17 protein-coding genes are annotated in these 22,925 nt (G+C 58.3%); 1 reads left to right on the top strand and 16 read right to left on the bottom strand.

Annotated elements, in window-relative coordinates; all coding sequences use genetic code 11:
- Positions 1-68 precede the first annotated feature (68 nt).
- The 15 genes from F556_RS36450 to F556_RS0119645 all read right to left on the bottom strand — a co-directional run bounded on the left by F556_RS36450 (position 69) and on the right by F556_RS0119645 (position 20,479).
- A complete protein-coding gene (locus tag F556_RS36450) occupies positions 69-5,945 on the bottom strand; it encodes an S-layer homology domain-containing protein (RefSeq protein WP_020618718.1) in 5,877 nt (1,958 codons plus the stop codon).
- A gap of 717 nt (positions 5,946-6,662) precedes the next feature.
- Complete coding sequence (locus tag F556_RS0119710) at positions 6,663-7,850, bottom strand: LLM class flavin-dependent oxidoreductase (RefSeq protein ID WP_020618717.1); 1,188 nt, start codon at positions 7,848-7,850, stop codon at positions 6,663-6,665.
- Positions 7,837-8,631: a nucleotidyltransferase family protein gene (locus tag F556_RS36445; protein WP_020618716.1), complete on the bottom strand. Its 795-nt coding sequence runs from the start codon at positions 8,629-8,631 to the stop codon at positions 7,837-7,839. The genes F556_RS0119710 and F556_RS36445 overlap by 14 nt, the downstream gene beginning before the upstream one ends.
- Positions 8,628-9,842 (bottom strand): XdhC family protein, encoded by a 1,215-nt coding sequence (locus F556_RS0119700; RefSeq protein ID WP_020618715.1) that lies wholly within the window; start codon positions 9,840-9,842, stop codon positions 8,628-8,630. Before F556_RS0119700 ends, F556_RS36445 begins: the two co-directional genes overlap by 4 nt.
- 74 nt (positions 9,843-9,916) lie before the next feature.
- Positions 9,917-10,876 carry a substrate-binding domain-containing protein gene (locus tag F556_RS0119695; protein WP_020618714.1) on the bottom strand — a complete coding sequence of 320 codons (960 nt, stop codon included), beginning with the start codon at positions 10,874-10,876 and terminating at the stop codon, positions 9,917-9,919.
- 13 nt (positions 10,877-10,889) lie between these two features.
- The gene (locus F556_RS0119690; RefSeq protein ID WP_020618713.1) at positions 10,890-11,201 is read right to left on the bottom strand and encodes a 2Fe-2S iron-sulfur cluster-binding protein; all 312 of its coding nucleotides are present in this window, start codon (positions 11,199-11,201) and stop codon (positions 10,890-10,892) included.
- Positions 11,189-12,925, bottom strand: a complete 1,737-nt coding sequence (locus tag F556_RS0119685) for an FAD-binding protein (protein WP_020618712.1) — start codon at positions 12,923-12,925, stop codon at positions 11,189-11,191. Before F556_RS0119685 ends, F556_RS0119690 begins: the two co-directional genes overlap by 13 nt.
- A gap of 21 nt (positions 12,926-12,946) precedes the next feature.
- Positions 12,947-13,726 carry a LamB/YcsF family protein gene (locus F556_RS0119680; RefSeq protein WP_020618711.1) on the bottom strand — a complete coding sequence of 260 codons (780 nt, stop codon included), beginning with the start codon at positions 13,724-13,726 and terminating at the stop codon, positions 12,947-12,949.
- A 3-nt stretch (positions 13,727-13,729) separates the two neighbouring features.
- Positions 13,730-14,746 (bottom strand): 5-oxoprolinase subunit C family protein, encoded by a 1,017-nt coding sequence (locus F556_RS0119675; RefSeq protein ID WP_020618710.1) that lies wholly within the window; start codon positions 14,744-14,746, stop codon positions 13,730-13,732.
- Positions 14,747-14,750: 4 nt separating this feature from the next.
- A complete protein-coding gene (gene pxpB / locus F556_RS0119670) occupies positions 14,751-15,458 on the bottom strand; it encodes a 5-oxoprolinase subunit PxpB (protein ID WP_020618709.1) in 708 nt (235 codons plus the stop codon).
- Between the two features lie 62 nt (positions 15,459-15,520).
- Positions 15,521-16,078 (bottom strand): UbiX family flavin prenyltransferase, encoded by a 558-nt coding sequence (locus F556_RS0119665; RefSeq protein WP_020618708.1) that lies wholly within the window; start codon positions 16,076-16,078, stop codon positions 15,521-15,523.
- Positions 16,079-16,243: 165 nt separating this feature from the next.
- Positions 16,244-17,677 (bottom strand): UbiD family decarboxylase, encoded by a 1,434-nt coding sequence (locus F556_RS0119660; RefSeq protein WP_020618707.1) that lies wholly within the window; start codon positions 17,675-17,677, stop codon positions 16,244-16,246.
- Positions 17,678-17,693: 16 nt separating this feature from the next.
- Positions 17,694-18,728, bottom strand: a complete 1,035-nt coding sequence (locus F556_RS0119655; protein WP_020618706.1) for an ABC transporter substrate-binding protein — start codon at positions 18,726-18,728, stop codon at positions 17,694-17,696.
- Positions 18,729-18,920: 192 nt separating this feature from the next.
- A complete protein-coding gene (locus F556_RS0119650) occupies positions 18,921-19,685 on the bottom strand; it encodes an ABC transporter permease (RefSeq protein WP_020618705.1) in 765 nt (254 codons plus the stop codon).
- Positions 19,686-19,687: 2 nt separating this feature from the next.
- Positions 19,688-20,479: an ABC transporter ATP-binding protein gene (locus tag F556_RS0119645; protein WP_020618704.1), complete on the bottom strand. Its 792-nt coding sequence runs from the start codon at positions 20,477-20,479 to the stop codon at positions 19,688-19,690.
- 244 nt (positions 20,480-20,723) lie between these two features.
- Between F556_RS0119645 and F556_RS0119640 the strand changes: the two genes are divergently transcribed.
- Complete coding sequence (locus F556_RS0119640) at positions 20,724-21,482, top strand: IclR family transcriptional regulator (RefSeq protein WP_020618703.1); 759 nt, start codon at positions 20,724-20,726, stop codon at positions 21,480-21,482.
- Positions 21,483-21,790: 308 nt separating this feature from the next.
- Here the strand turns inward: F556_RS0119640 and F556_RS0119635 are convergent, their stop codons facing one another.
- The gene (locus F556_RS0119635) at positions 21,791-22,855 is read right to left on the bottom strand and encodes a Gfo/Idh/MocA family protein (protein ID WP_020618702.1); all 1,065 of its coding nucleotides are present in this window, start codon (positions 22,853-22,855) and stop codon (positions 21,791-21,793) included.
- Between the last annotated feature and the right edge of the window lie 70 nt (positions 22,856-22,925).

Genomic DNA, 22,925 nt, shown 5'->3' with positions numbered 1-22,925 from the left:
GTGTTGGCTTCGTTCCGTGCTTATCTTTATCTTAGAGCATGATGCCTTGTGGCATAAGACAAAGATCTTTACCTTGTAGCAACATTATTTACAGTCTGCATTTCCAGAGCGCGAAGCATTCCATCAAGTCGTCTAATCACCGTCGCAGCCTGTGCGCGTGTGGCCCCCTCGTCCGGTCCGAACTTGCCGTTGTCCAGGCCCTGCATGAGCCCGGCAGCTGTTACTGTGGCAACCGCCTGATGGGCCCACGCAGCGATGGCTTCAGCATCGGTGTAGCCAGTTAAGGCCGAAGGCTCCTCCATCGCAGCCGCCTGCAACGGCAAGCTGCCCCGTTCAGCAGCACGGACAAGCATCGTGGCCATCTCCTCGCGGGTAATTATCTGATGAGGCATGAACTCCTGCTTGTCGTTGCCCTTGACGATGCCCGCCTCATAAGCAGCCGCAGCTGCAGCCTCGTACCAGACGCCGGTCATGACATCCGAGAACGGGCCCGGCTGCCCCGGCTCAAGGTTCAGCAGTCGGACCAGCAGCGTGGTAAATTCGGCTCTGGATATCTGTCGACTGGGCTCAAAATGCAATGCGTCGACGCCCTGGATCAGTTGAGCGGCGGACAGTACCTTGATCGCCTCTCCCGCCCAGTGCGTCGCTGGCACATCAGCGAACGTACGGTCATAGACGAGGACGCCGTAGATGCCGGGCTTGTTGATGTTTCCGCGAATGCTCCCTTCCTCCAGGTTGCGGAAGCTCCGGACATAGGTCCAGCTTGCATGCGCCTCATCCCAATAGTAGATGCCTGTCAGCTCGACGTGCCCGGAGGATTGCTCCATACGCAACATCAGCTCGTAGACTGCCTCTCCCGCAAGCTCCGCCTCCGTCACCTCTACCATTTCCCCTGCAAGCTGCAGCTTTACTGAGCCGGACAAGACGGCTCGGGATAACAGCTGGGAGCGTTCCTGTGCGCCCAGCAGACGAAACGCCACTTCTTCTGTCGCTTCGGTCAAGCCGCCAGAGCCGTTACCGGTTGAAGGACTGCCAGAGGACCCGTCACCACCCGAACTGTTACCAGTTGAACCGCTGCCAGCGGAGCCGTTCCCATCCCCTCCACCTGTCCCGCCATCGCCGCCGCCCGGACCTTCTTCAGGAGCGGTAGGGATCAGCAGGCCAGACAGCATCTGCGCATACCAACGGACAAGGAAATCGTTGGGATGGTTGACATGGTTGCCCGTCATATCCCGGAATGCCTTATGCGTCAGCAATTCCGCATGCACCCCAGTCATGTCTGCCGTTGCAATCCCCGCTCCATCCTCGGCCAGTGCGTCCAGCTCGGCCATATAGAGCGGCTGCTTGCCGTCAAAATAGGTCTCGGGATTGGCCAGCGTCGTCCCGACCAGGATGAACTCCACCTCATTGTTGGCGGCACGGAAATGATCCATAATCGTTGCAATATAGGAACGGAACAGCGCCGGCGCATAGAGCTCGTCGCTGCCTACCCCGTCATTCATGCCGAAGGCGACGATAACCAGATCAGGCGCTTCGCCCGCTGCCACCTCCGCCTCCTCCATCCCCCACATCGAGGTCATGCCTCCCTTGGAGCGATTAATCAGGTTAATATCGGCGTCGTAGTGCGCCTGGAGCCCCCGTTTCAGCAGCTCTGCCCAATCCGGCAAGTAGGGCGAGGCGTTGGTGACGCCGCTCGCATTCGCCCCTGTGGCAATGCTGTCACCCAGGACGAGCAGCTTCAACGGCTCCCCGTCCTGCAGCTTGCCGAGCGTCACCGGCAGACGTTCACTCTGAAGCTCGGGGACCGGTCCTGCCCAGGCCCCGCCCGCATGACGATAGGTGACAACGATTTGCCGCTCATGGAAGTAACTGCCTTCGCGCAGCAAAACTGCACCGCCGCCTCGCCTGTCCACACTTTCACCTGGCACGACCTGCTCCGGATACAGTTGCGCCTCCGTCATGAAGGGGATCGTTGAACCCGGCAGCAACCGCAGCCTGCCGTCAGCGTAGGTCCAGTCCACTCCCTCCACATAGGTCTTGTCCAGCGTCGCGCTGCGGACGGAGAGAATCTCCGTCGGCTCGAACAAGAGATCTGCCTCTGGCAGACCATTGTCGCCTGCCACCATGAGCAGTGACTCGTCAACCATCGTCTTGCCCTGCCAGAACGGCTGCATGGCCCGCTGCTCCCAGCCTGGCACATGAGCCGGCGCAGCGTTCACCGTATGCACGCGGATGCGGTTCTGCAGATGCTGTTTGTCCGACAGTCCGATCTGGACATACGCCTGCTCGCCCAGCACTGTATCAACGAGGTAGGAATAGTCGCCCGGGAGCAGCATCCCATTCACGCCGAGTCGCCACACACCATCAACTGCCGTGAGCTGCAGCTCGTGCTGCTGCCGCACAGGCGCATCCAGCGTAAGCTCCGGCATCGCCTGGAAGCCTGCTCCGGTTGTCAGCAGATGCGGTTGGACTGTCAGTTGCCCATCCGTATCGCGGAGCAGCACGACAAGCCCCTCTCCAGACGCAGGGTCCAGCACATCAAAATAGTCCGGGCTGCTCATCAGGCTGATCGCCACCCACGAATCATCGCCACGGCTGAGGCTGCCGGCGATCCGCTCCGGTGTGAATCGCACCTTGAATTGATTCACGTCGACCGGCTCCGTGAATACCGCGCCATTGCTAGGAACAACCGCCTGATTAGCTACCGTGTAGTAGCCCGAGCCCATGAAGACGATGCCGTTATGACCCAGCCGCACCTCTGTCGGCACGTCCTCGCCATTCGCCTTTCCGGTGAAGAGCTGCCAGTCAGCAGCGAAGCTCAGGTCCTCCGGCAAAGCGTAGTCCGTCGTCACTTGGGCGGTCGGACCACCGACACTCCAGCCGTTGGCGGCATTACGAGCCTCAATGCGGAAGGTATAGTCGGTGGCGGGGTTTAATCCGGTCACGACATACTGTGACGTATCGCCCTCAACCTCCGCTACATCTGTGCCATCACGATAGATCCGGTAACCGTCAACACCCTCGCGGTCGACCGCCCCGCCCCAATCGAGCGTCACCTCTGTATCGGTAATGCCAGATACGCTCAGGTAGCCGTCTCGCCACTCCGGATACGAGGGGGTACCGTACGCCTGTTGACCGTTGACCGTATGGATGGCGATCCGATTCTCGCCGCCGTCCTTGTCAGACAGACCAACCATCGCATATGCCGGGTCGCTCGACAGCAGCGAGACGATATCGGTGTAATCGCCGGTGAACTCTGTATCGTCCACCATCAGCTTCCATTCACCACCGGACTCAGCCAGCCTCAGCTCGTAGGTCTGACCAGTTGCGGCGGTGCCAAGGGTAAGTGCCGGCTGGGCAAGGAAGCCCGCATCGACCAGCTTGTAGGGCTCCAGCCGGAGCTGGTTGTTGCTGTTGCGGAGCAGCACCACGAGTCCCCGGGCCTGCTCCGGTTTCAGCACATTGAAGTATCGTGGCGCGTCGAGCAGCGCGAGTGCCAGCCATGAATCGTCGTCCGCAGCCTGATTGCCTGCAATCTGCTGCGGTGTGAAGACAACGGAATAGTGCTCTGGATTAATCGACGGGGTGAAGACAGCACCGTTGGCACTCTCCACCTCGCCCTCTGTAATCGTGTAGTAGCCTTCTCCCGAGAAGGTAATGGCGTCTGCTTCCAGTCCGAAGCCCGTGGGATATAGCCCGCCATCCAGCGGACTGTTAAACACCTGCCACTGCGAGACGTACTCTGGCAGCTCTGGCTCATGAGCAAAGTGGCTGAGCGTCTGTACCTCCTGGATTGCAAGCTGTCGGTCGTAGATGCGCACATCATCAATCGACCCGGTGTATCTGCCCAGCCCGGAGCCGCCGATGTCACCGCTTGGATGAACTATTTTGGTGCTTCTATGACCGGCTTTGCGGAAGATGCCGTTGACGTAGAGCCAGGGCTGCTTATCTTTGTAGACGATCGCAATATGGGTCCACTTGTCAGAGTCCAGTGAAATTCCACCATCCACTAATAGGGCTGGCAGATACACGTCCGAGTGCTCGACCACAGCAATGCCGTTGGTGCCTACCGATACGCCGACTCCTGCATGCGTGCTATCTACTCCGCCGCCTCTGTAAGACGGAGCGATCGCGTAGCGCTGGCCCTGATCGCCGCTAATGCCGTCACCAGCCTCTGGCGGCAGCGTAATCTCCCCTTGCGGCTTCACCCAGAACGCCATCGTGAAGTCGTCTTCGATCACAGCCAGCGCCGCATCATTCACATCAACCCCACCGCTTGTACCATCGAAGGCCAGTGCGCCATTCATGATACCTGTCGTCCATGTGCCGTTGGTCACCGTCCCGTCCGCGCCGCCGACCGTATCTGCTGCCGTACTGCCTGCAGTTTCGTCCAGTTTCCACCAATGAGCAGGACCCTCGCCTTCCTCCGTTTCTCTAAGGTCCACCAGTACGGCGTTCGTCTTGCTCGGGTGCATCCCCGCGACGAAGGCCTTCACGTTCACGACAGCTGACTTGTCCGACACCGTAATCGGTCCGGTGTAGAGTATGCTGCTGCTGTCCGGTACGCTGCCGTCCAGCGTATAGCGCAGCTCGGCTCCCCATGTCGCACTCTCAAACGTATAGGTGCGGGATTGCGGCGTCGGTGCTGCCAGCTCGGTGACCAATGGCATCGCCACGAAGCCTGGAGTCGTCGCCGGATCTGTATTATTGGTATAGGTGAAGCTCGATGGCTTCTGGAAGAAGCCGGTCACACCCGAATCACTATAGAACTGGTTGTTGGTGAACTCTCCTGAGCCTGTATTGTCCGCGCGCAACCAGATGTTGTACGGCTGATCCTTAGTGCCCAGCGTATTATCCTTGAACAAGTTATCGGCAACTACCAGGTGGTTAAAGGTCTGACCGCCCATGAACATAACGCCGTAGCGGTACGAATCATGAACAAAATTGTTGGTGAAATGAATGTAGTCACCGGATTTCTCAAAATCGTAGGCGGTGCCGTCGTGGTCGCCAGGATAAGTGCCCGACCAGCCGAATTCATTGCCGTCCACTTCGTTGTACACCCCGGGTGCGCCAGAGAGATGCTCCGTCAGAACGGAGGTCAGACCGACCCCAAAATATTTCCAGGGATAGTTGTAGTAGAACAAATTGTTTCGGAGATCGATATTCTCCCCGCTCCACTGAAACACCTGATTCCTGCCGTTCTCCAGGAAGGTCGAGCCTTCAAAGAGTACATTTTCCTGCCGCGGGGCGATGCCGTCACTCCACATGATGTAGCTGATCTCCGTGCGACGGAAAATGTTGTTCTTGATTGTCAGATTGGCGAACACCGGCATGTTTCCAGGCACCGTGACGAGATCAATGGCCGTGCCCTCCTCGCCGGGCAAGCTGCCGAAAGGATTCGTGATGTTACGGAAGTAATTATCCTCGATCCAGTAATGCTCAAAGCGGGGCTTGTCGTTGCCGTTGGCAATAATGCGGATGCCGCGCCTGGCGTTGGCCAGCTCCAGCCCTTCGATTCGATAGCCGTCCGCATTATCGATGCGAATGGCCTCGTCGTCCACACCATTATTCCGGTAGATATACGGACGATTTCCGGCTCCGTAGCCAGTTACGATGACAGGCTCGCTCTCCGTACCGCTCCCGCGCATCGTCAGCTGTTCATTCCACGCATCCCCACGCTTGAGCTGAAGACTATCGCCTGGGGTGTAGGTGACAGTAGATGCCTTGGCGAGCGTCTGCCATGGCCCATGCGTGCCATCCCATTCCGGGGCCAGCCCATCATAACTGTCGTCGCCAGTCGATTGACTGACATAGTAAGTGGTTGCTGCCGACAGCGGTCCAGCCTCTACTTCCGTTGCCGAGGCTGCACCTCCAATAGCCCAGCCCTCCAGCAGCAGCGCCAGACACAGCATAACCATGAGGCTTTTTTGCTTGATCGTTTTCATATACTCTCTCCCTTTACGTTCGTATGCGCTTACATTATTAATTATAAGGAGCGCACATCTGGGGAAAAGAGCAATAACTTTGCTTTCTGGACAATATCTTTACGAGTTGACTGCATCAACGTAATCGTGAAGCCTTTGACAAACCTATCGCGTACGCTTACCCGCTCGAAATCGTTCTAACGCTTGCCATGAGAGCGTGTTCGATAGGTTGAATGCTTATGGTGCATATGTTCCGTTATTCGCTTCATATCGGTGGTTCAGCCGGGTATAAGGAGCATATTTTCCGTTATTGGCTAACTAACCATTGGTTATCTGATGGATTGCAGTGAATAGCGGAAAATAAATTCCATATTTTTGATTTCATGCGCGAAACAGACCGTTTAGCGGAAAAAATGCTACCTATGCTAAGCACTCCTGGCAAGCAGTTAGCCCTCTCTCATATCCTTATTATCGATATCATTAACACCCTCCACCAAACCTTTCCCGAACGAATGTAACGCTGCAGAGGAACTAGGGTGCGTTGGATCGGATGAGTTTGCTGGATTCGGAGCTGCATAGGAACAAAGGCGCGATAGATCTAATTAGTTAGCCCAATGTGGGCGCTGTGGAGATACAAAGTTGGAGCGGCGCAGTCCGGCCCACTGATATGCAAAAAGGACTGGTTGGAAACGAATGCTTTCCATCAGTCCTTTTTGAGTTTTAGCCATCATACTTCGCTTAATTAGTAGCATCCAGCGGCAATCGCAGACCGGCCTGCTCCAAGAGCGGAATGACACTCTCGCCAAAGTACGCGAGCTCCGGCTCGTAATCGTAGAAGGTGATCTGGATGCCGTCGATCCCTGTTGCGTGGAGCTGCCGCAGCTGCTCTGCGACCTCCTCGGGCGAGCCGATGATATGCAGGTGGCCGCCCACGGCTCGTCCCTTGGCCGAGTGCTCCAGCCACGAGACACTGTCCCCCGCCGCGTGTCGAGCATAGAAATTGCGAATCGAGCCCAGATCGGCGTGATCCATAATCGATTGATAATACGCAAGCGCCTCTTCCCGCGTCGGTCGTACGATAATGGTCGGGTTAATAATAACCCGGACTTGGCGCTGCTGTGCCGTGGCCGCATCCTTAACGGCTGCTACATGAGCGGGCAGCTTGGGGAGGGCGTCCGCCAGCTTCTCTCCTGCGGGGCTGGAGACAAACACAATGTCGGAGTATCGTGCCGCATACTGAAACCCTGCCGGCGATCCGGAGGCGGATGCCAGGACCGGACGCCCATAGAGCGGTCTCGGCGAGACATAGGCATCCTCCAGCGCATAATATTCGCCTTGGTACGTCAGATTATCCTCGCCCGACCAGAGCGCATTGCAGATGCGTATGAACTCAGCTGATCTATCATAGCGCGAGTCATGATCCAGTCGGGTCGCCCCGAACATCCGCGGCTCATTCTCGGCATAACCCGTCACAATATTGGCCCCGAACCTGCCCTGGGAGATATGGTCGGCTGTCGCGAGGAAGCGTGCCAGATGCATCGGATGCCACGGGCCGTACAACACATGAATCGTACCCAGCAGCAAGATGCGCTTGGTTTCGGCAGCCAGCGCGACAGTAGAAACAAATGGGTCCAGGAAATTTTCGCGGTAGTGGGCCTCGCCCCCAAATCCCCCTTTGGGCAGCCATTGCGAGAGCCCGAACACCACATCGAAGCCGAGCGCTTCCGCTTGTTTGGTCAGTTTGGCATTGTACGCGTAGGACCAATCCGTGCCTCTTGGCAGCGTGGATTGCGACCAGCCACCGGTCTGCAAAGGCAGGAACAAACCGAGCATCAAGGGCTGCTGAAAAGCTTTGGACAACGGGCTGTCAGGGTGATGCAGCGGTTCAGGCGGCGTCCATAGCTGGGATGAATCAAGTGTAGCCATGCTGGCTCCCCTCCTTAGTACTTGTATAGTAGCCTTCATAATCCTCTGGCGTGTCCAGATCGACGGGGGCGCGGGCCGGTACGTCGACGTAATGAATGGATTCCCGGTGCTGCCGCAGCACCTCCCGCGCCCCGTGGTCCCCTTGGAGCTGAAGCAGCTGGGGGAACAACTGTCTATTGAAAAGGACCGGGTGACCCGGCCCGTCCAAATAACGGGTCTGCACGATGACCGTACCCTCCGTCAGATAAGCCGCAGCCACCTGCACCACAGTGTTAGGCTCAATGCCTGGCTGGTCGCCTAGCAAGATCATCAGCGCATCCGCCCCAGCATCTGCAGCATGCCGGGCCGCCGTTACGATCGAGCGGCTCATGCCGAGCTGGGGCTGGTCGTTAACAAGCCATAGGGCTCCCGGCTCCTGGCAGTGGGCGCGAAGCTCCGGATCAGCTGAGGCAATGACCGCCACTTGGACCTGTACATGCAATTGCTCCCGTACCGACTCCTGTAGCAACCGTATGTCAGTGGGCAAGAGGTTATGTTCAGGCGTCCCTTCTTCCCCTTGGGGGTTACGCTGAGAACGTTCAGCCCCTGGCAAATCAAGGTGAAACAGTTGGTTGCAGGGAACCCCAGCCTCCGAGAGAATGCCGGACCTAGCCCTCAGGACCCGGCGTGTGACATGCTGCAGCATCGGCACGTCGCCAATGGGCAGCAGTTGCTTGGGTGAGCCCATACGCTGCGATTGTCCGGCCGCGATGATGGCTAGCCAGAGCTTCGCCTTCCTCATTCGGTAGCCCTCCCGTCTTGAGAGACAGGACTTAACTCTGGGCTCCAGCCCAAGATCCGGCCCGAACGCTGCTCTCGGCTCACTTTCTCCCCTGGCTCCTCGCCTCCAGCCACAAGACGGGCCTCATCCTCTGCGGAAGATAGCAACATGCCCATGTCGCGCAGTGAGCCGCCCAGCCTGCCATGACGATGCGCCATCATTTCTGACATAATGCTCAGGCTGATGGTCTCAGGCGTTCCGCCGCCGATATCCAGACCAATAGGAGCATGCAGCTTGTGCAGCCATTCGGCACGGAAGCCTGAGGCAGTCGCGGCATGCGTCACGATGCGCTGGATCCGGCTGCGAGAGCCTAGTACGCCAACATAGGCGAGGTGAGCCATCGGCAGTAGCTGGCGCACCGCCTCCTGGTCAAGCTCCAGCTGATGCGTCATCACGACGGCATAGCTGCCAGGCCGTTCTCCGAGACGAGAGAAATCCCCGCGCGGCACGTGAAGCACCTGCTCAGCAGCTGGGAACATGGCTTCATCCGCCCGCGAAGTCTGATGATAGACCACGGTAGCGGGCCATGCCATCAGTCCTGCCAGCCGCGAGAGCAGCTCGACATCGGCGCCGACGCCAATAATGTACAGCCTCGGCTCTGACCGGATGTGCTCCGTAAATACCTCAAGGGAATGTCTTTCTATAGTAACTGAACGCAGGCCCGTAACGGTGTCAGGCGCTGCCAACGGATTTCCCAACTGCCTATCCTCTTCCGAGATTTTCAAGCGATCTCCAGGTCTGTAAGGCCCACCTGTCTCAGCACTTACTACCATTAGCGCCCAGTAAGGGATCTCGCTAGTAAGTCTTGCTTCGCCATCTGCGAGCATCACAGCTGCTGCCTCCGGACGAAGGACAGGGTCGAACAGCTCAAGCCAGATCGTCACGGCACCATTGCAGCCTTGTCCGAGCCCCCATGGCTCGTCCTCGCCTGCCCTGAGATCGTAGGCGACCCGCTTCGGGACCCCGTCAGCGAACACCGTGCAGACCTGCAACCTCAGTTCCTCCTCGAGGCACCCGCCGCTTAATATACCAGTGATCTCGCCATTCACATGAATGAGACAGCGCGCGCCCTCCCGGCGGTAAGCGGAACCCTCCACCTGGATTATCGTGGCGATGACGCAGGAACGTCGTTCCTCCTGACAGCGGCGCAATGCTGCTATAATGGCTCGCATGACTCTCCCCCCGTTTCGGCTCGTACACGAACCGCCGCAGCGGCTCTTTCCACAAGCCTATGCACGGGCAGGAGCTACGTATGCAGAACAGAAGCGTGAAAGATGTCTTCGGCTGCCAGCTTGCGATCCAACAGCCCGTCCTCCTGCAGATAAGACATGAACAACTCGATCTGCGGCCAATTGGCCTGCAGGCCATAAGGCCACATGTCGTCCTGCATCAGCTGCGCGCTCCGTTCAGCCGCCTCCAGCAGCCATGGCACGGAGGTTGGATTTTTGATTGTCTCCAGCGCTTGGGCGATGCCCTCATCCTTGCGCTGCAGCATCAGCTCATAGAGCTGCTTCGGCAGCTCCGGATGCCGCTCGGCGGTCTCCGCCTTGACCGACACCAGATGCATGATCGGAAAAATACCTGTCCGGCGGTAATAATCGCGCTCTGCCTCCCAGACCTCCGGGATCAGCCGACGCAGCGTGCCGCCCTCGCCCGATGCAGGAAAGTAGCGTGCCGGAGGACGTCTCGCCGTCATAATGGCATCGACCTCTCCAGAGGCCAGCGCGTCAAAGATATCCTCCCCCGCGCCCCGGCGGGCCGGTGTCGCAATCGGGACCCGTTCCTCACGGTACGTAACCCAGTCCATCTCGCCAAGACCGATTCCCCACTCATGCCGGAACATGCCGCGCACCCAGACCGCCGCCGTCATCTGATACTCCGGAAAGCCGAAGCTGACGCCCTTCAGCTCTGAAGGGTGCGTCCACGGGCTGTCGCTGCGGACATAGATGGCATTGTGTCGGAACGAGCGAGAGAGAAAGACCGGAATCGCCGTGAGCCGCTGCTCTCCCCGCCCCAGCGCGATCAGGTATGAAGCCAGCGACAGCTCGGAGACATCATAGACCGCGCCCGAGATCTGCTTGACGAAGATTTCCTCAATACTCGCCGCCTGAGGCTCCAGTGTCCAAGCCCCCAGCGTTTCACGGCCGGAGAGCAGCCGGTGGGTGCGGTCGCTCTCGGACATCGCAATGGTCAGTTTCTGTTGCATGCTAATCTCCTCCCTACTCCAGCGCAGTTGCCAGGTCCTTGATCCAAGCCATGGTCGGCAGCGGCTCCAGGCGCACAGCCGTTTCCGGCACCGCCCGGACGCTGCATAGAAAGCCTGCCTTGCCATCAATTAGCGCCATGCATTCCTTGCAGGCATTCGCAGAACGGCAGGAATAGCGCACAGCGAAGGAGGCGTCCTGATGCTCCCGGATCCAGAAGATGGCGTCGAGCAGGCTCATGCCTTCACGGTACGGCACCTCATATGTTTCTTCCCGACGTCCGCTGTCCTCGTCACCGCGCACGGTGTGTAACGTTACTGTTGCCATGCTGCCTCGTCCCCTTTGCTGTCTTCTATCGCTTCGGCCAGAGGCTGCTCCCTGACGCTCCACTCTCCACTCTCAGCCAGCGCGAAAACGGTTGTGACCGCGGTCTCATAAGCATCGGCGTAGTCCAGCCGTACATGCGCGCCCCGCGTCTCCCGGCGGACCAGTCCGCCGCGCACGATAGACTCGCTCAGTTGAATCATGCCGCTGAGCTCCAGCTTCTCCGCCAGAGACAGGGCGAAGCTCCGCTGCGGCGCCAGCGCTACCCCGCGTACCCGCTCACCCAGCTCGGTTAGCCGGTCCAAGGCTCGCTCCAGGCTCGCTTCGGTGCGAAGCGGGCCGGCGTCCTCCCACATCAGCTGCTGCAGCTCGCGCTTGCAGGCCAGCATCGAAGCCTCATCCTGCTCGACGCTGCGCGGGTGCCAGAAGGCCTCCAGCCGCGTTACTTCAGCCGCCAGCGCCGACCGCACCAGCTCCGCATCGCCACGACCACGGTTAGCCTGCACCGCAGTCTCTGCGGCAATCCGCCCGGTGACGAGCGCTTCCGTGATGGCGTTGCCGGAGAGCCGGTTGGCGCCATGCATGCCATAGATAAGCTCACCGCACGCATACAGACCCGGCACACGCGTCTCCATGTCCGAGTTCACGCGGATGCCGCCCATGGTGAAATGCGCCATCGGTGCCACCTCGACCAGGTCGCGGGTCAGATCAACACCCTGGTCAGCCAGAATCTTAATGACAGGGCCAAAAGCCTCCTTCAGTCGCGCCTCCTCTACCATCCGAAAGTCCAGGTACGCGCCGCCATGCGGCGTGCCCCGTCCGGCCTCGACCTCCTGAAAGATCGCATAGCTCGTCTGGTCCCGGGCTGCCGTATAGACGCCGGATTGCTCCTTGTTATAGCGGTCCATGAATTCTTCGTGGTTGCCATTGAGCAGCCGTCCACCCAGCTTGTAGCGGAACGGGTCCCACATGATCGGATCGATGCCAACCAACGGCGGATGCAGATGAGCAATCGGGAAAAACTGAACCATCTCCATGTCGCGCAGCTCCGCCCCCGCTTCTGCGGCCAACAGGAAGCCATCGCCCGTCATGTTGGCCGAGGCACTGTTGCGCGCATAGACCTCGGTCAGTCCTCCCGTCGCCAGAATTACCGCACCCGCGGCAACCGTAAACGGCTCATAGCGCTCGATACCGAAGCCGACGGCTCCCTGAACCGTGCCATTCTCCACAACCAGCTTGGTGATCATGACGTTTTTGAGCCGCTCGATGCGCGGATGCTTCCAGATCGCCTTGCGCAGGCCCGCCGAGGTGGCGCCGCCCGTATTGAGAATATCCACATACACGCAGCGCTGGCGGCTATGTCCCGGAGCAACGACCTGCGCATGCTTGCCATCCGGTGTACGGGCCCATTTCACGCCGTAGCCTTCCACCTCACGGATGACCTCCGGTCCGCGGTCCACAATGGTCCGCACAATGACCGGATCGGCCATGTCACGGCTGCCTTTCATCGTATCCTCAAAATGGATGTCGGGGTTGTCCGCCTCGGCTTCACCCAACGCTACCGCCACGGTCATCTGGGCGAGAATCGTCGCGCCGCCTCGGCCGATCAGGCTTTTGTCCACCAACACGACCTTCGCTCCCCCATCAGCCGCCGCCTTGGCAGCCATCATGCCGGCCGCTCCGGAGCCAACGACCAATACGTCTGCTTCGATATGCTTCGCGTTCATTGCACTGCTCCTATCTGTAGGTTAGGATGTCGCGGCTACCGACTTGCCAGCAGCCTGTACGGTAATACCAGCCTGCCCCAGCGCCTCGTGAATGGTTCTGGCAAACGTGAGCGCATGCTCGCCATCGCCGTGAATGCAGATCGTATCCGCCTGGATATCTACATCAACCTGCTGACGTGACATCACTTTGCCTTCGTTGACCATCCGTATGACCTGCGCCGTCGCTTCTTCGTCCTTGGTAATCATCGCATCCGGTTGTCTTCTGGAGGTCAGAGAGCCGTCAGCCTGATACGTCCGGTCGGAAAATACTTCACTGGCTGTTCGCAACCCGGCCTTGCGGCCCGCAGCCACCAGCTCACTACCAGCCAGACCAAACAGGACGAGTCCGGGGTCGATCTTGTAGACGGCCTCGGCGATCGCCTCCGCCAGCGGGGCGCTCTGCGCCGCCATATTGTACAGCTCTCCATGCGGCTTCACATGCTGCAGCTGTCCACCCTCCGAGCGGACAAAGCCCCAGAGCGCGCCAATCTGATAAACAACAATCTCGTACGCTTCCTGCGGTGAGATATCCATCCGGCGACGCCCGAAGCCGATCAGATCCTGCAATCCGGGATGCGCGCCGATGCCCACGCCTTGCTCCAGCGCCAGCTTCACCGTACGGCGCATGGTACCGGCATCGCCTGCATGGAATCCGCAAGCGATGTTGGCCGAGGAGACATACTTCAGAATCTCAGCATCTCTCCCCAGCGTGTAGGCACCGAAGCTTTCGCCCATATCACAATTCAAATCCACTACCTTCATGCTTCATCCTCCTTGAGAAAAATACATCTGAATGCTCTTTTCCATAACCTGCAGGCTAAGGCCTACCAGGAGTGCCTTCTCTTGCGCTTCCTGCAAGCTGACCATACGAAAACGGATCTCGCTCCCCACATGGGCCTGGGCCAGCAGTGGCAGATCTGCCGAAATGACCTGTGCAATCTTCGGATAGCCGCCGGTCGTCTGCCGGTCCGCCATGAGAACAATCGGCTGTCCATCGGGCGGTACCTGTACTGTACCGAAGGTCACCGGCTCGGACACCATCTCCAGCGGCTCTATCAGCTGCAGCCGCTCGCCCGCCAGACGGTAGCCCATCCGGTCGGACGCCGGCTGGACCCGGTAGACAGCCGTGCCCAGCGCTTCCCGGCTTGCTTCATCAAACAACGCATACTGCGAGCCTTCGGTGATCCGGATTTCGGGCGATTCGGCATAGGCGGGAATAAGCTCCCTGGACACCGACCAGTTCACCGTATCAAAAGCCGCTCCAGCCACGGCACCGCGACGGATACGCGCCTTGATGAACTCTCCTGCTCTGGTCGGGCGCCCTGCCCGCAACCGGTCGCCCGGTCTAAGAGCACGACCAGCATAACCGCCAATTCCGGCGCGCAGATAGGTGGCGTAGCTGCCCATCACCGCGGGAACATCGAAGCCGCCGGCAACCGCCAGATAACTGCGGCAGCCTTGCCGCGACGAGCCGCAGACAAGTGTCGTTCCCGCCGGCACCCAGACCGGTCGCCACAACGGAAGCGGCTCGCTGCCAATACGGGGATTTAGATTGGAGCCGCAGACAGCAATCAGTGCCGCTTCCTCGAAGGTCAGCGTCGGGCCGATGACGGTCATTTCCATCGTCGCTTCTGCAGGTCCATTGCCCACCAGCAGATTCGCCGTTCGGTGAGCAAAGCTGTCCATCGCGCCGCTGACGATCACGCCATATTTCTGATACCCATACCGGCCTGCATCCTGTAGAAGGGTCAGCAAGCCGGGTTTGTCTACCTGAATCGTCACGAGCTTACTCCCTCCATTGGTCATACTCTTCGCGGGTGATTGGCTCGAACCGGATGCGGTCTCCCGCTTGCAGCAGGGTCGGAGGCTCTTGCTCCGGAAGAAACAAAGCAAGCGGCGAGCGGCCAATTAGCTGCCAGCCTCCCGGTGTGCCGATCGGGTAGATGCCCGTCTGCTCTCCCGCAATGCCCACGGTCCCCGGTGGAATCGACAGACGTGGCGTCGAACGGCGGGGCGCAGCGATTCGGCTGTCCATTCCGCCCAGATAAGGAAAGCCCGGGGCAAAGCCAATCATGTAGACCAGATACTCCCTGCCCGAATGGATGGCTATCACTTCCTCAGGTGTCAAGCCATTGAGCTCGGCTACATGCGCCAGGTCTTCCCCAAACTCTCCCCCGTAGCACACCGGAATCCGTACCAGCCGGGACTGCGGCTCCTGACCTTCCCTTAAGGCGCCCAGCGCCTCGCGCAGTCGGCGTTCCACGATCTCCAACGGCAGTTGCAGCTGTTCTTCCCTGCCCTTCAACCGCTGACTTTCTTGTTGATAGATGGTCAGGGGATCATATTCGATCGTAACGGAATTAAACGCAGGGATCGTCTCGATGAGGCCATCGAAGGGATGCTCCGCCAGGTAATCCGTCAGCAGCTTGACGCTGCGATGCGTCTGCGGGTCCACCCCTTCGCCCAACCGGACGATCATCGCGCGATCCCCCATGGGCGACAACTGTGCGTGTTTGAACACGAGACTCTCCTTCCTCTCATCCTGCCCTGCCATACTCAGTTTTGCAGCCAACGTTTGGTCCCCTTGTAGTCCAGGCCGAGCTGGTCCAATGTTCTGGAGACCGTATGCATGACGATATCTTCGATCGTCTCGGGCTTCGTGTAGAAGGCCGGCATCGGCGGCAGGATGACTGCTCCCAGCCGGGAGAGCCGCAGCATGTTGTCCAGATGAATCTCGCTGAGCGGCGTCTCCCGGGGCAGCAGGATGAGTTTTCTTCTTTCCTTTATGATAACATCTGCAGCACGGGTGAGCAGATTGTCCGAGTAGCCGTGACTGATGGCCGCCAGCGTCTTCATGCTGCACGGTGCGATGACCATGCCATCTGTACGGAACGAGCCGCTGGAGATAATGGCCGCCTGATTGCCCGAGGGATGGACGACGCTTGCCAGCGCCTTGACTTCGTCCACCTTGTAATCCGTCTCGATGACAATCGTCTTCTCCGCCCACGGACTCAGCACCAGGTGCGTCTCCACGCCCAGCTCTCGCAGCACTTCCAGCAGCCGGATGCCATAGATCGGACCCGTGGCGCCTGAGATACCTATGACCAGCTTCATTTAACTACCCTCATTTCTTATCACTGTTGATCACGAAGTTATTCAGGAAGCATATTCGACATCGAATCTTGCGTTCACCCTCATACAGCAGGTAGCCCCAGGCAGGGCGGGCAGGCGGGAGTACATCCCGCTTGCCCGGTCGTTGCCTCCGGGGCTAGCCAGCCACTATTCGTTTGTGAGCCACTTGCGCTTCTCTTCTTCGGTGATGCCCCGCAGCGCATCCAGATCTGCCAGTCCGACGTGATCCGCCGGAACGACCGCCCGCTTCGGGAAAACGATCGGCGGCGCAGGCTTCGTCGCATCGACGATGATGGCGCTGGACATGCGGGGTGTGTTCTTGCCATCCGCATGGTACTCCCAGTTCGTCGGCAGCAATCCGCCGGGGCCGTTCCATTTCGGAATGACGAGCAGATCACGCTCTGCATCGAAACGGGTCCCCATGGCCCAGGCAACCTCTTCCTCATTAAATACATTGATGTCGTCATCGACCACGAAGATATGCCGCAGATTCTCCTGCTCGGTGTTCAGCGCAGCGAAGGCTGCTTTCTTGACATCGGCTTCCCGCTCCTTGTGCAGGGAGATGTAGCAATGCATTCTCGCATAAAACGGCACATGCACCGCCTTCAGACTCGGCACGACATCCTTCACCGTGTGGTAGATACTGCCGGAACGCGGCACGCCGCCGACAACCAGATGTTCGCGGCTGGAAGCCACGATATCCTGGAAGATGGCATGACGGCGATGCGTGATCCGGGTGATCCGGATGGTCGGCACCGAGCCGCCACCCAGGTAGTGACCCGGCCATTCGCCGAACGGCCCCTCCACTTGCTCGTGATCCGGTAGGATTTCTCCCTCCAGAATAATCTCTGCATGGGCAGGTACGAGCAGATCCGAGGTGTCCGCCGCCACCAGCTCCAGCGGCTCGCCCATCAGCGCCCCGGCAGCCGCATACTCGCCGCCGATGCCCTGGATGCGGGAGACCGAGCCCATCACGAAGCCGGGATGATGGCCCAGCACGATGGCAATCGGCGCTGGTTTGCCCTGCTTCTTGTATTTCTTGTAGATCAGACCGCCATGATGCGCGCCGAGAAACCAGACGCCCATCTCCTTGGCGTTGAAGATCTGATGCCGGTAGATACCGGCATTAATCTCGCCGGAGTCCGGATCACGGATGACCATGACGCCAGCCGAGAGATACGGCCCGCCGTCCTGCTCATTGTGGACCGGGATCGGCAGTTTGCCGAGGTCAATATCGTCGCCTTCAATGACGACCTCCTTGACTGTTGCGGCCTGCTTCTCCACCTCGATGGGTGCAATCGGCGCCTTCAAAAGCTCCCCGTACACGCGCGGGATGTCCTCGACCTCGCAGCCCAGATACAATGCAATCCGCTCATACTCGGTGAGCACGTTGGAAATGCAGGAGAGCTCCGAGCCCTTTACATTGGTGAACAGCAGCCCTGGATGCTGGCCGTCCTGCGCCAGCCGGGAGGCGTAAGCCGTAATTCCGAATCTCGGGTCGACCTCGTGGTCCACCACCTTCAGACTGTCCGGATACGTGTGGGTCAGCTCACTCAGATAAGATCTCAGGTCCTTAGCCATATGCGTATCAGCCTCCTTAAGGCAGTAGTGTCAAATCAACCGTCTCTTCAAAAGGAATCTCTTCAGCAATCGCACCCAGCTCGATTTGCGTGCCCGCTACAGTAGCTGCTGCTTCCTCTGTAATCTCCAGTCCCGCAGGCACCTTCTTCAGCTGATTTTCAATCGCTGTCAGCAGCACCTCGTCTGAAATTTGCTCGAATTCCACCTTCATTGGCTCGACAGCGCTTTGCGGGTCGGCCTGCGTCCGCTCATAGACCTCCTGGTTCACCCGGAGGAAGGTGCGCAAGGCTTCCGTATTCTCGTCAGCCCAGTCGGTTTTGGCCATGACCACGATGCCTGCATATTCAAACGGCGGATCATAGAGCACCCGGTATTCGCCGGTGGAGAGCATCTGGGAGATTGTCGGCTCCGAGACCATGCCGCCTGCCGCCTGTCCACTCTCAATCGCAGCCAGCATTGTCGCGCCGCTGCCGCCGTTGATGATCTGAACATCCATCTCGGCATTCACGCCCTCCGCCTCCAGACCGGAACGCAGCCCCGTATCCGAGAGACTGCCTACCTTGGTTACAGCCAGGACTGTATCCTTCAGGTCCACCAGGTTTTGATACGGTGCATCTTCCTTCACAACCAGTGAATACCCAACACCGTTGTAGATTTCACCGTATGCCTTCACGCCGAGTCCGTTTTTCTGCTGTCTCAGCACATGCTCATACGATCCCAGATTGATGTCGATACTGCCGCCGACCAGCGCTTGAACCGCGTCCGCACCAGAGGTGAAGCAGGTTTTCTCAATGATCAGGCCGGCTTCTTCGAACGATCCATCATTCATGCCGATCTGTGTCAGCATCGGCGTCATGCCGCCGCATACTAGCCCCACCTTAATATTCGTGGGCTCTACCGAGTTGTCTGGTGCTTCCTGATTGTTCTCCGTGGCCGGCGGTTGCGTGTTGCTGCCAGATGTATTAGGGGCTGGAGTGTTGTTGCCGCCGCAAGCCGATACAACCAGGGTCAGGCCGAGCAGCACGGCTGCAATAGATGTTGAACGTTTCATCGATAAGTCCCTCCTAAAATGAATAATAGTACATGTTCAAAAAAGCCGCTTTTCAGCACCGAGAAGATTGGAGGCAGGAGGAAATGAGGAGCGGAGCGTAGGTGAACCTACGTGAGCACCGGAAGTTCATCCTGCATTCAAGATTCGAAGTCGAATACGCATCCTGATTCACTTCGTGATCAAAAGCGGCCTTTAGCGATATTTCAATAGACGGCGTTCTAGTTGAACTACCACTTGCTCCATAATGACCGCGATCATCATGATCAGGAAAAGACCTGTAAATATGCCCGTCGTGTCCAGCATGCCGGAGGAATAGGTGATGTAGTATCCCAGGCCCCGGCTTGCGCCTACCAACTCTGCGATGACGGCGCCAATGAGCGCCATCCCGATGTTCAGCCTCAAACTGGTGAGCACCCAGACGGTGATGGAGGGGAAAATGACCCATGAGAGCTTTTGCAAGCGGCTCGCCTTGTAGGTCTTCATCATGTCCAGCAGATCGCGGTCGATGTTGCGGATGCCCTCAAATGCATTGTAGAAGGCGACGAAGATGACCATCGCTACAACCATCAGCACCTTGGAGGTCATACCGATTCCAAACCAGACGATGAACAATGGAGCCAGGGAGACACGCGGCAGACTGTAGAGCGCCATAATGTACGGATAAACCCAACGCTCGAAGATGCCGCTGTATGCCAGGCCGATACCGATTAGCGTACCGGCAATCATCCCGATGACGAGACCAACGACAGCTACCTGCAGCGTTGCCGATACGTGGAACCAGAGGGTGCCCCGCTCCACCATCTCGAAGATCCGCTCAATAATCAGGGACGGCTTGCTAATCCAGAACGAGTTGAACAGTGTACCGGACGTCAGCTCCCACAGTCCCAGGATGACCGCCCCAAGAACGATCCGGCCACCCCACACCTGCAGCGAGCGGTAACGATTGGCTTCTGCCATCGTCAGACCCCTCCTTTCTGTTCATCCTCAGCCATACAGTTCCAGATCTGACGCTGGAGCTCCTTGAACCGGCTATCAAAACGAATTTCGTAGAACGGACGCGGACGCTCCAGGTTGACTTCAAATTCGGCCTTGATGCGTCCCGGACGGCTGGACATGACAACCACCCGGTCCGACAGTGCAATCGCCTCCTCGATATCGTGCGTGATGAAGAGGACGCTTTTGCCGACCTTCTCCCAGATCTTCAGGAACTCCTCGCCAATCTTCACCCGTGTCTGGGCATCGAGCGGACCGAACGGCTCGTCCATCAGATAGAGGTCCGGATCATAGGCAAACGTGCGGGCCAGCGCAACCCGTTTCTTCATGCCGCCCGAGAGCTGCTTGGGGTAGAAGTCCTCGAATTCGCTAAGTCCTACCATGGCCAACAGGCGCCGCACCTCAGTAGCCTGATCAGACCGGGACAAGCCCTTGACTGCCAACGGCAAACGGACATTGTCGAAAACCGTCTTCCAGGGCAGCAGCGCATCATTCTGGAACACCATGCCTACCTCGCCGGTCACCCCGTTAATGACGCGACCGTCCAGTCGTGCTTCTCCGGCAGCCGGCTTCAACAAGCCTGAGGCGACCTTCAGCAGCGTAGATTTTCCGCAGCCACTGGGGCCGACCACGGAGACAAATTCGCCTTCGCCGACATGGAGATCGACGCCTTCCAGCGCAGTCGTGCTCGTCTCGCGGGTTGTATAGCGTACGGTCAATTGATCGATCTGCAGCTTTTCTTGTCGTTTCATCATCATCTCGTTTCTCCCAACCCTAAAATTTCATTCATTGTTGTTCCGAATTGCGGAACTATAATTCCGAAAATCATACCTATATATACGATCATTATAGTCGGAATTAAATAAATTGCAAGTCTTTATTTTACGTTAGGTCTTTATTTTAAAGCTTGGGTTTTGGCCGTTGTTCGTTGTATACTGAGTATCAACACCCGGGAAATGGGAATTTATTAGCAGACATGCTTGTGATTTACAGGAGGACCTTGTGCAAAATAAAAATAAAACCGTCGTGCGTTCCATGGATGTATTGAACCTGTTTTTAACCCATACCAAACTGAGCATGAACGAGATGGTGAAGCTCTCCGGCATCCCCAAAACGTCCGTTCACCGCATGGTAGGGTCTTGGGAGGAGATGGGCTTCCTGCATCGGGATGCCGAAGGTACCTACTCGCTCGGCCTGCTGTTCCTGCAATTCGGCAACCTGGTCGCTGAACGACTCGATATCCGCCATGCTGCGCTGCCTGCGATGGAGCGCCTGCGGGATGCGGTCGGGGAAGCGGTTCATCTGGTGCTACGGGACGGCGAAGAAGCGATCTACATCGAAAAATTAGATACCAATCACCCTGTACGGCTGTTCACCAAAATCGGCAAAAAAGCCCCTCTGTATGCCGGCGCCTCATCCCGCATTATTCTGGCATTTATTCCAGAGGAGGAAAGGGAGGCTTATCTCGCCGATTTGGCGCTGGAGCCGATCAGCAGCGGTACCATCATCGACAAGGCGCTGCTGCGAGAGTCCCTTGAGCGCTCCAGAGCGACGGGCTATAGCTTCAGCCGCTCGGAGCTGGAGAGCTACACGGCGGAATTAAGCGCCCCGATCTTCGATCACGCGGGCCGGATCCTGGCTGCAATCAGCATAGCCGGACTGGAAGTGACCTTTGACGAAGAGCGGCTGCCTGAGCTCGTCTGCCGGGTCAAAGCCGCCGCTGACGAGATCTCCACTCAGCTCGGCTATCGCCGCCCGTGAGTTAAGCGCTACTGCGGGCGAGCGGCGGGAATGCGTGCGAATAGAGGAAGTTTGGTGCGCTACTGCGATGCCAAGCTTGGCTAACCGAGGTACCTGCTCTCCTGCGCACAGGAGCAGGGCTGCCAGCATGACACTTGAATTGAGCTCAGGCTGACATCAAAAAAAACCGTGTCTGCACAATAAGGTGCAAACGCGGTTTTTTCGTTGGTATCGTATAGGATGACCTGAAGACGCAACAAGTCACGTTCACATGCGGGTTTTGCCGTAAAGCAGGTCCCGTCGTGATAACCTGCTGCCAGGCCCCTACTTTACCAGTTCAGCTTGATCTCGTTGCCGGTTTTGCAGGACTCGTAGATGGCCGCGAGGATCCGGTTGTTCGTGTAGCCCGACAAAGCCGAAGAGATCGGCTCCTTGTTCTCCAGGATACAGGAGACAAAATGCTTGCTCATCATCGTCCGGTCGTCCTCGCCACCCAGATGCTTGATCTCGGCTTCGACGACTTGATCGAAGGCATGGGTGACGAGCGACCCTTTGTCGCCAACAATCGAACCGCCCGCTTCGGTCCCCATCAGGTGGATAAACGGTTCTTGTCCAAGACCTGCAGCATGTGCGGCCCAGCTCACTTCAAGCGACAGGGTTGAGCCGTTGTCCATCTTGATCAGCGCCGTCGCCAGATCCTCTACATCATAATAGCCATCCCAATTAGGCGTGCCCCACGTGCCAATGCCGCGCTTTTTCGGGCCGAACTCGGCATAGGTCGCGCCATACACGGATACCGGACGCGGATTACCCATGAGGTAGAGCGACAGGTCAAGCATATGTACGCCGATATCGATGAGCGGGCCGCCGCCGGATTGATCTCTGCGCGTGAACCAGGAGCCCCAGCCCGGGATTCCCTTCTTGCGGAACCAGCCAGTTTTGCCGTGGTAGATGCGGCCGAGGTCGCCTTTCTCAATATGCTGCTTGAAAGCACGGGCTAGTCCCGTCCAGCGCATCTGGTGAGCCATCATGAGGATTTTGCCGGACGCCTCCATCGCTTCGACGATCTGCTGTGCGGAAACCGCATCGATTGCCATTGGTTTTTCCAGCAGCACGTGCTTGCCGTTCTTGAGTGCCTCAATCGCAAGCGGCGCATGGTATTGGTTCGGCACACCGATGATGACCGCATCGACCTCCGGGTCCTCCAGCATGGCCTGCGGGTTATCGTGAACGCCTTCGATGCCATGCACCTTGGCCTTTTCTTGCGCAAGTGGAAGATACGCGTCTGTAACCGATACCATAATTGCGTCTGGTACCCGCTTGAATACGTTCATGTGCACATCGCCGATCGCGCCAGCGCCGATCATTCCGATCCGGACTTTCTGTGTTGACATGTAGTTGTTCCCCCCTGGTAAGATACTGCCTACAGTATACGCTTGTCCGCACGATTATGCCAGACTTCAC

This window comes from Paenibacillus daejeonensis DSM 15491, from assembly GCF_000378385.1.
Classification (GTDB): Bacteria; Bacillota; Bacilli; order Paenibacillales; family Paenibacillaceae; genus Paenibacillus_D; species Paenibacillus_D daejeonensis.
The sequence above is the reverse complement of the archived record's forward strand: the minus strand, read 5'-3'. Positions and strand labels throughout refer to the sequence as shown.

Coding starts and splice junctions, on each gene's coding strand:
- F556_RS36450 (WP_020618718.1), bottom strand. CDS start 5,945: ATGAAAACGATCAAGCAAAAAAGCCTCATGGTTATGCTGTGTCTGGCG.
- F556_RS0119710 (WP_020618717.1), bottom strand. CDS start 7,850: ATGGCTACACTTGATTCATCCCAGCTATGGACGCCGCCTGAACCGCTG.
- F556_RS36445 (WP_020618716.1), bottom strand. CDS start 8,631: ATGAGGAAGGCGAAGCTCTGGCTAGCCATCATCGCGGCCGGACAATCG.
- F556_RS0119700 (WP_020618715.1), bottom strand. CDS start 9,842: ATGCGAGCCATTATAGCAGCATTGCGCCGCTGTCAGGAGGAACGACGT.
- F556_RS0119695 (WP_020618714.1), bottom strand. CDS start 10,876: ATGCAACAGAAACTGACCATTGCGATGTCCGAGAGCGACCGCACCCAC.
- F556_RS0119690 (WP_020618713.1), bottom strand. CDS start 11,201: ATGGCAACAGTAACGTTACACACCGTGCGCGGTGACGAGGACAGCGGA.
- F556_RS0119685 (WP_020618712.1), bottom strand. CDS start 12,925: ATGAACGCGAAGCATATCGAAGCAGACGTATTGGTCGTTGGCTCCGGA.
- F556_RS0119680 (WP_020618711.1), bottom strand. CDS start 13,726: ATGAAGGTAGTGGATTTGAATTGTGATATGGGCGAAAGCTTCGGTGCC.
- pxpB (WP_020618709.1), bottom strand. CDS start 15,458: ATGGGGGATCGCGCGATGATCGTCCGGTTGGGCGAAGGGGTGGACCCG.
- F556_RS0119665 (WP_020618708.1), bottom strand. CDS start 16,078: ATGAAGCTGGTCATAGGTATCTCAGGCGCCACGGGTCCGATCTATGGC.
- F556_RS0119660 (WP_020618707.1), bottom strand. CDS start 17,677: ATGGCTAAGGACCTGAGATCTTATCTGAGTGAGCTGACCCACACGTAT.
- F556_RS0119655 (WP_020618706.1), bottom strand. CDS start 18,728: ATGAAACGTTCAACATCTATTGCAGCCGTGCTGCTCGGCCTGACCCTG.
- F556_RS0119650 (WP_020618705.1), bottom strand. CDS start 19,685: ATGGCAGAAGCCAATCGTTACCGCTCGCTGCAGGTGTGGGGTGGCCGG.
- F556_RS0119645 (WP_020618704.1), bottom strand. CDS start 20,479: ATGATGATGAAACGACAAGAAAAGCTGCAGATCGATCAATTGACCGTA.
- F556_RS0119635 (WP_020618702.1), bottom strand. CDS start 22,855: ATGTCAACACAGAAAGTCCGGATCGGAATGATCGGCGCTGGCGCGATC.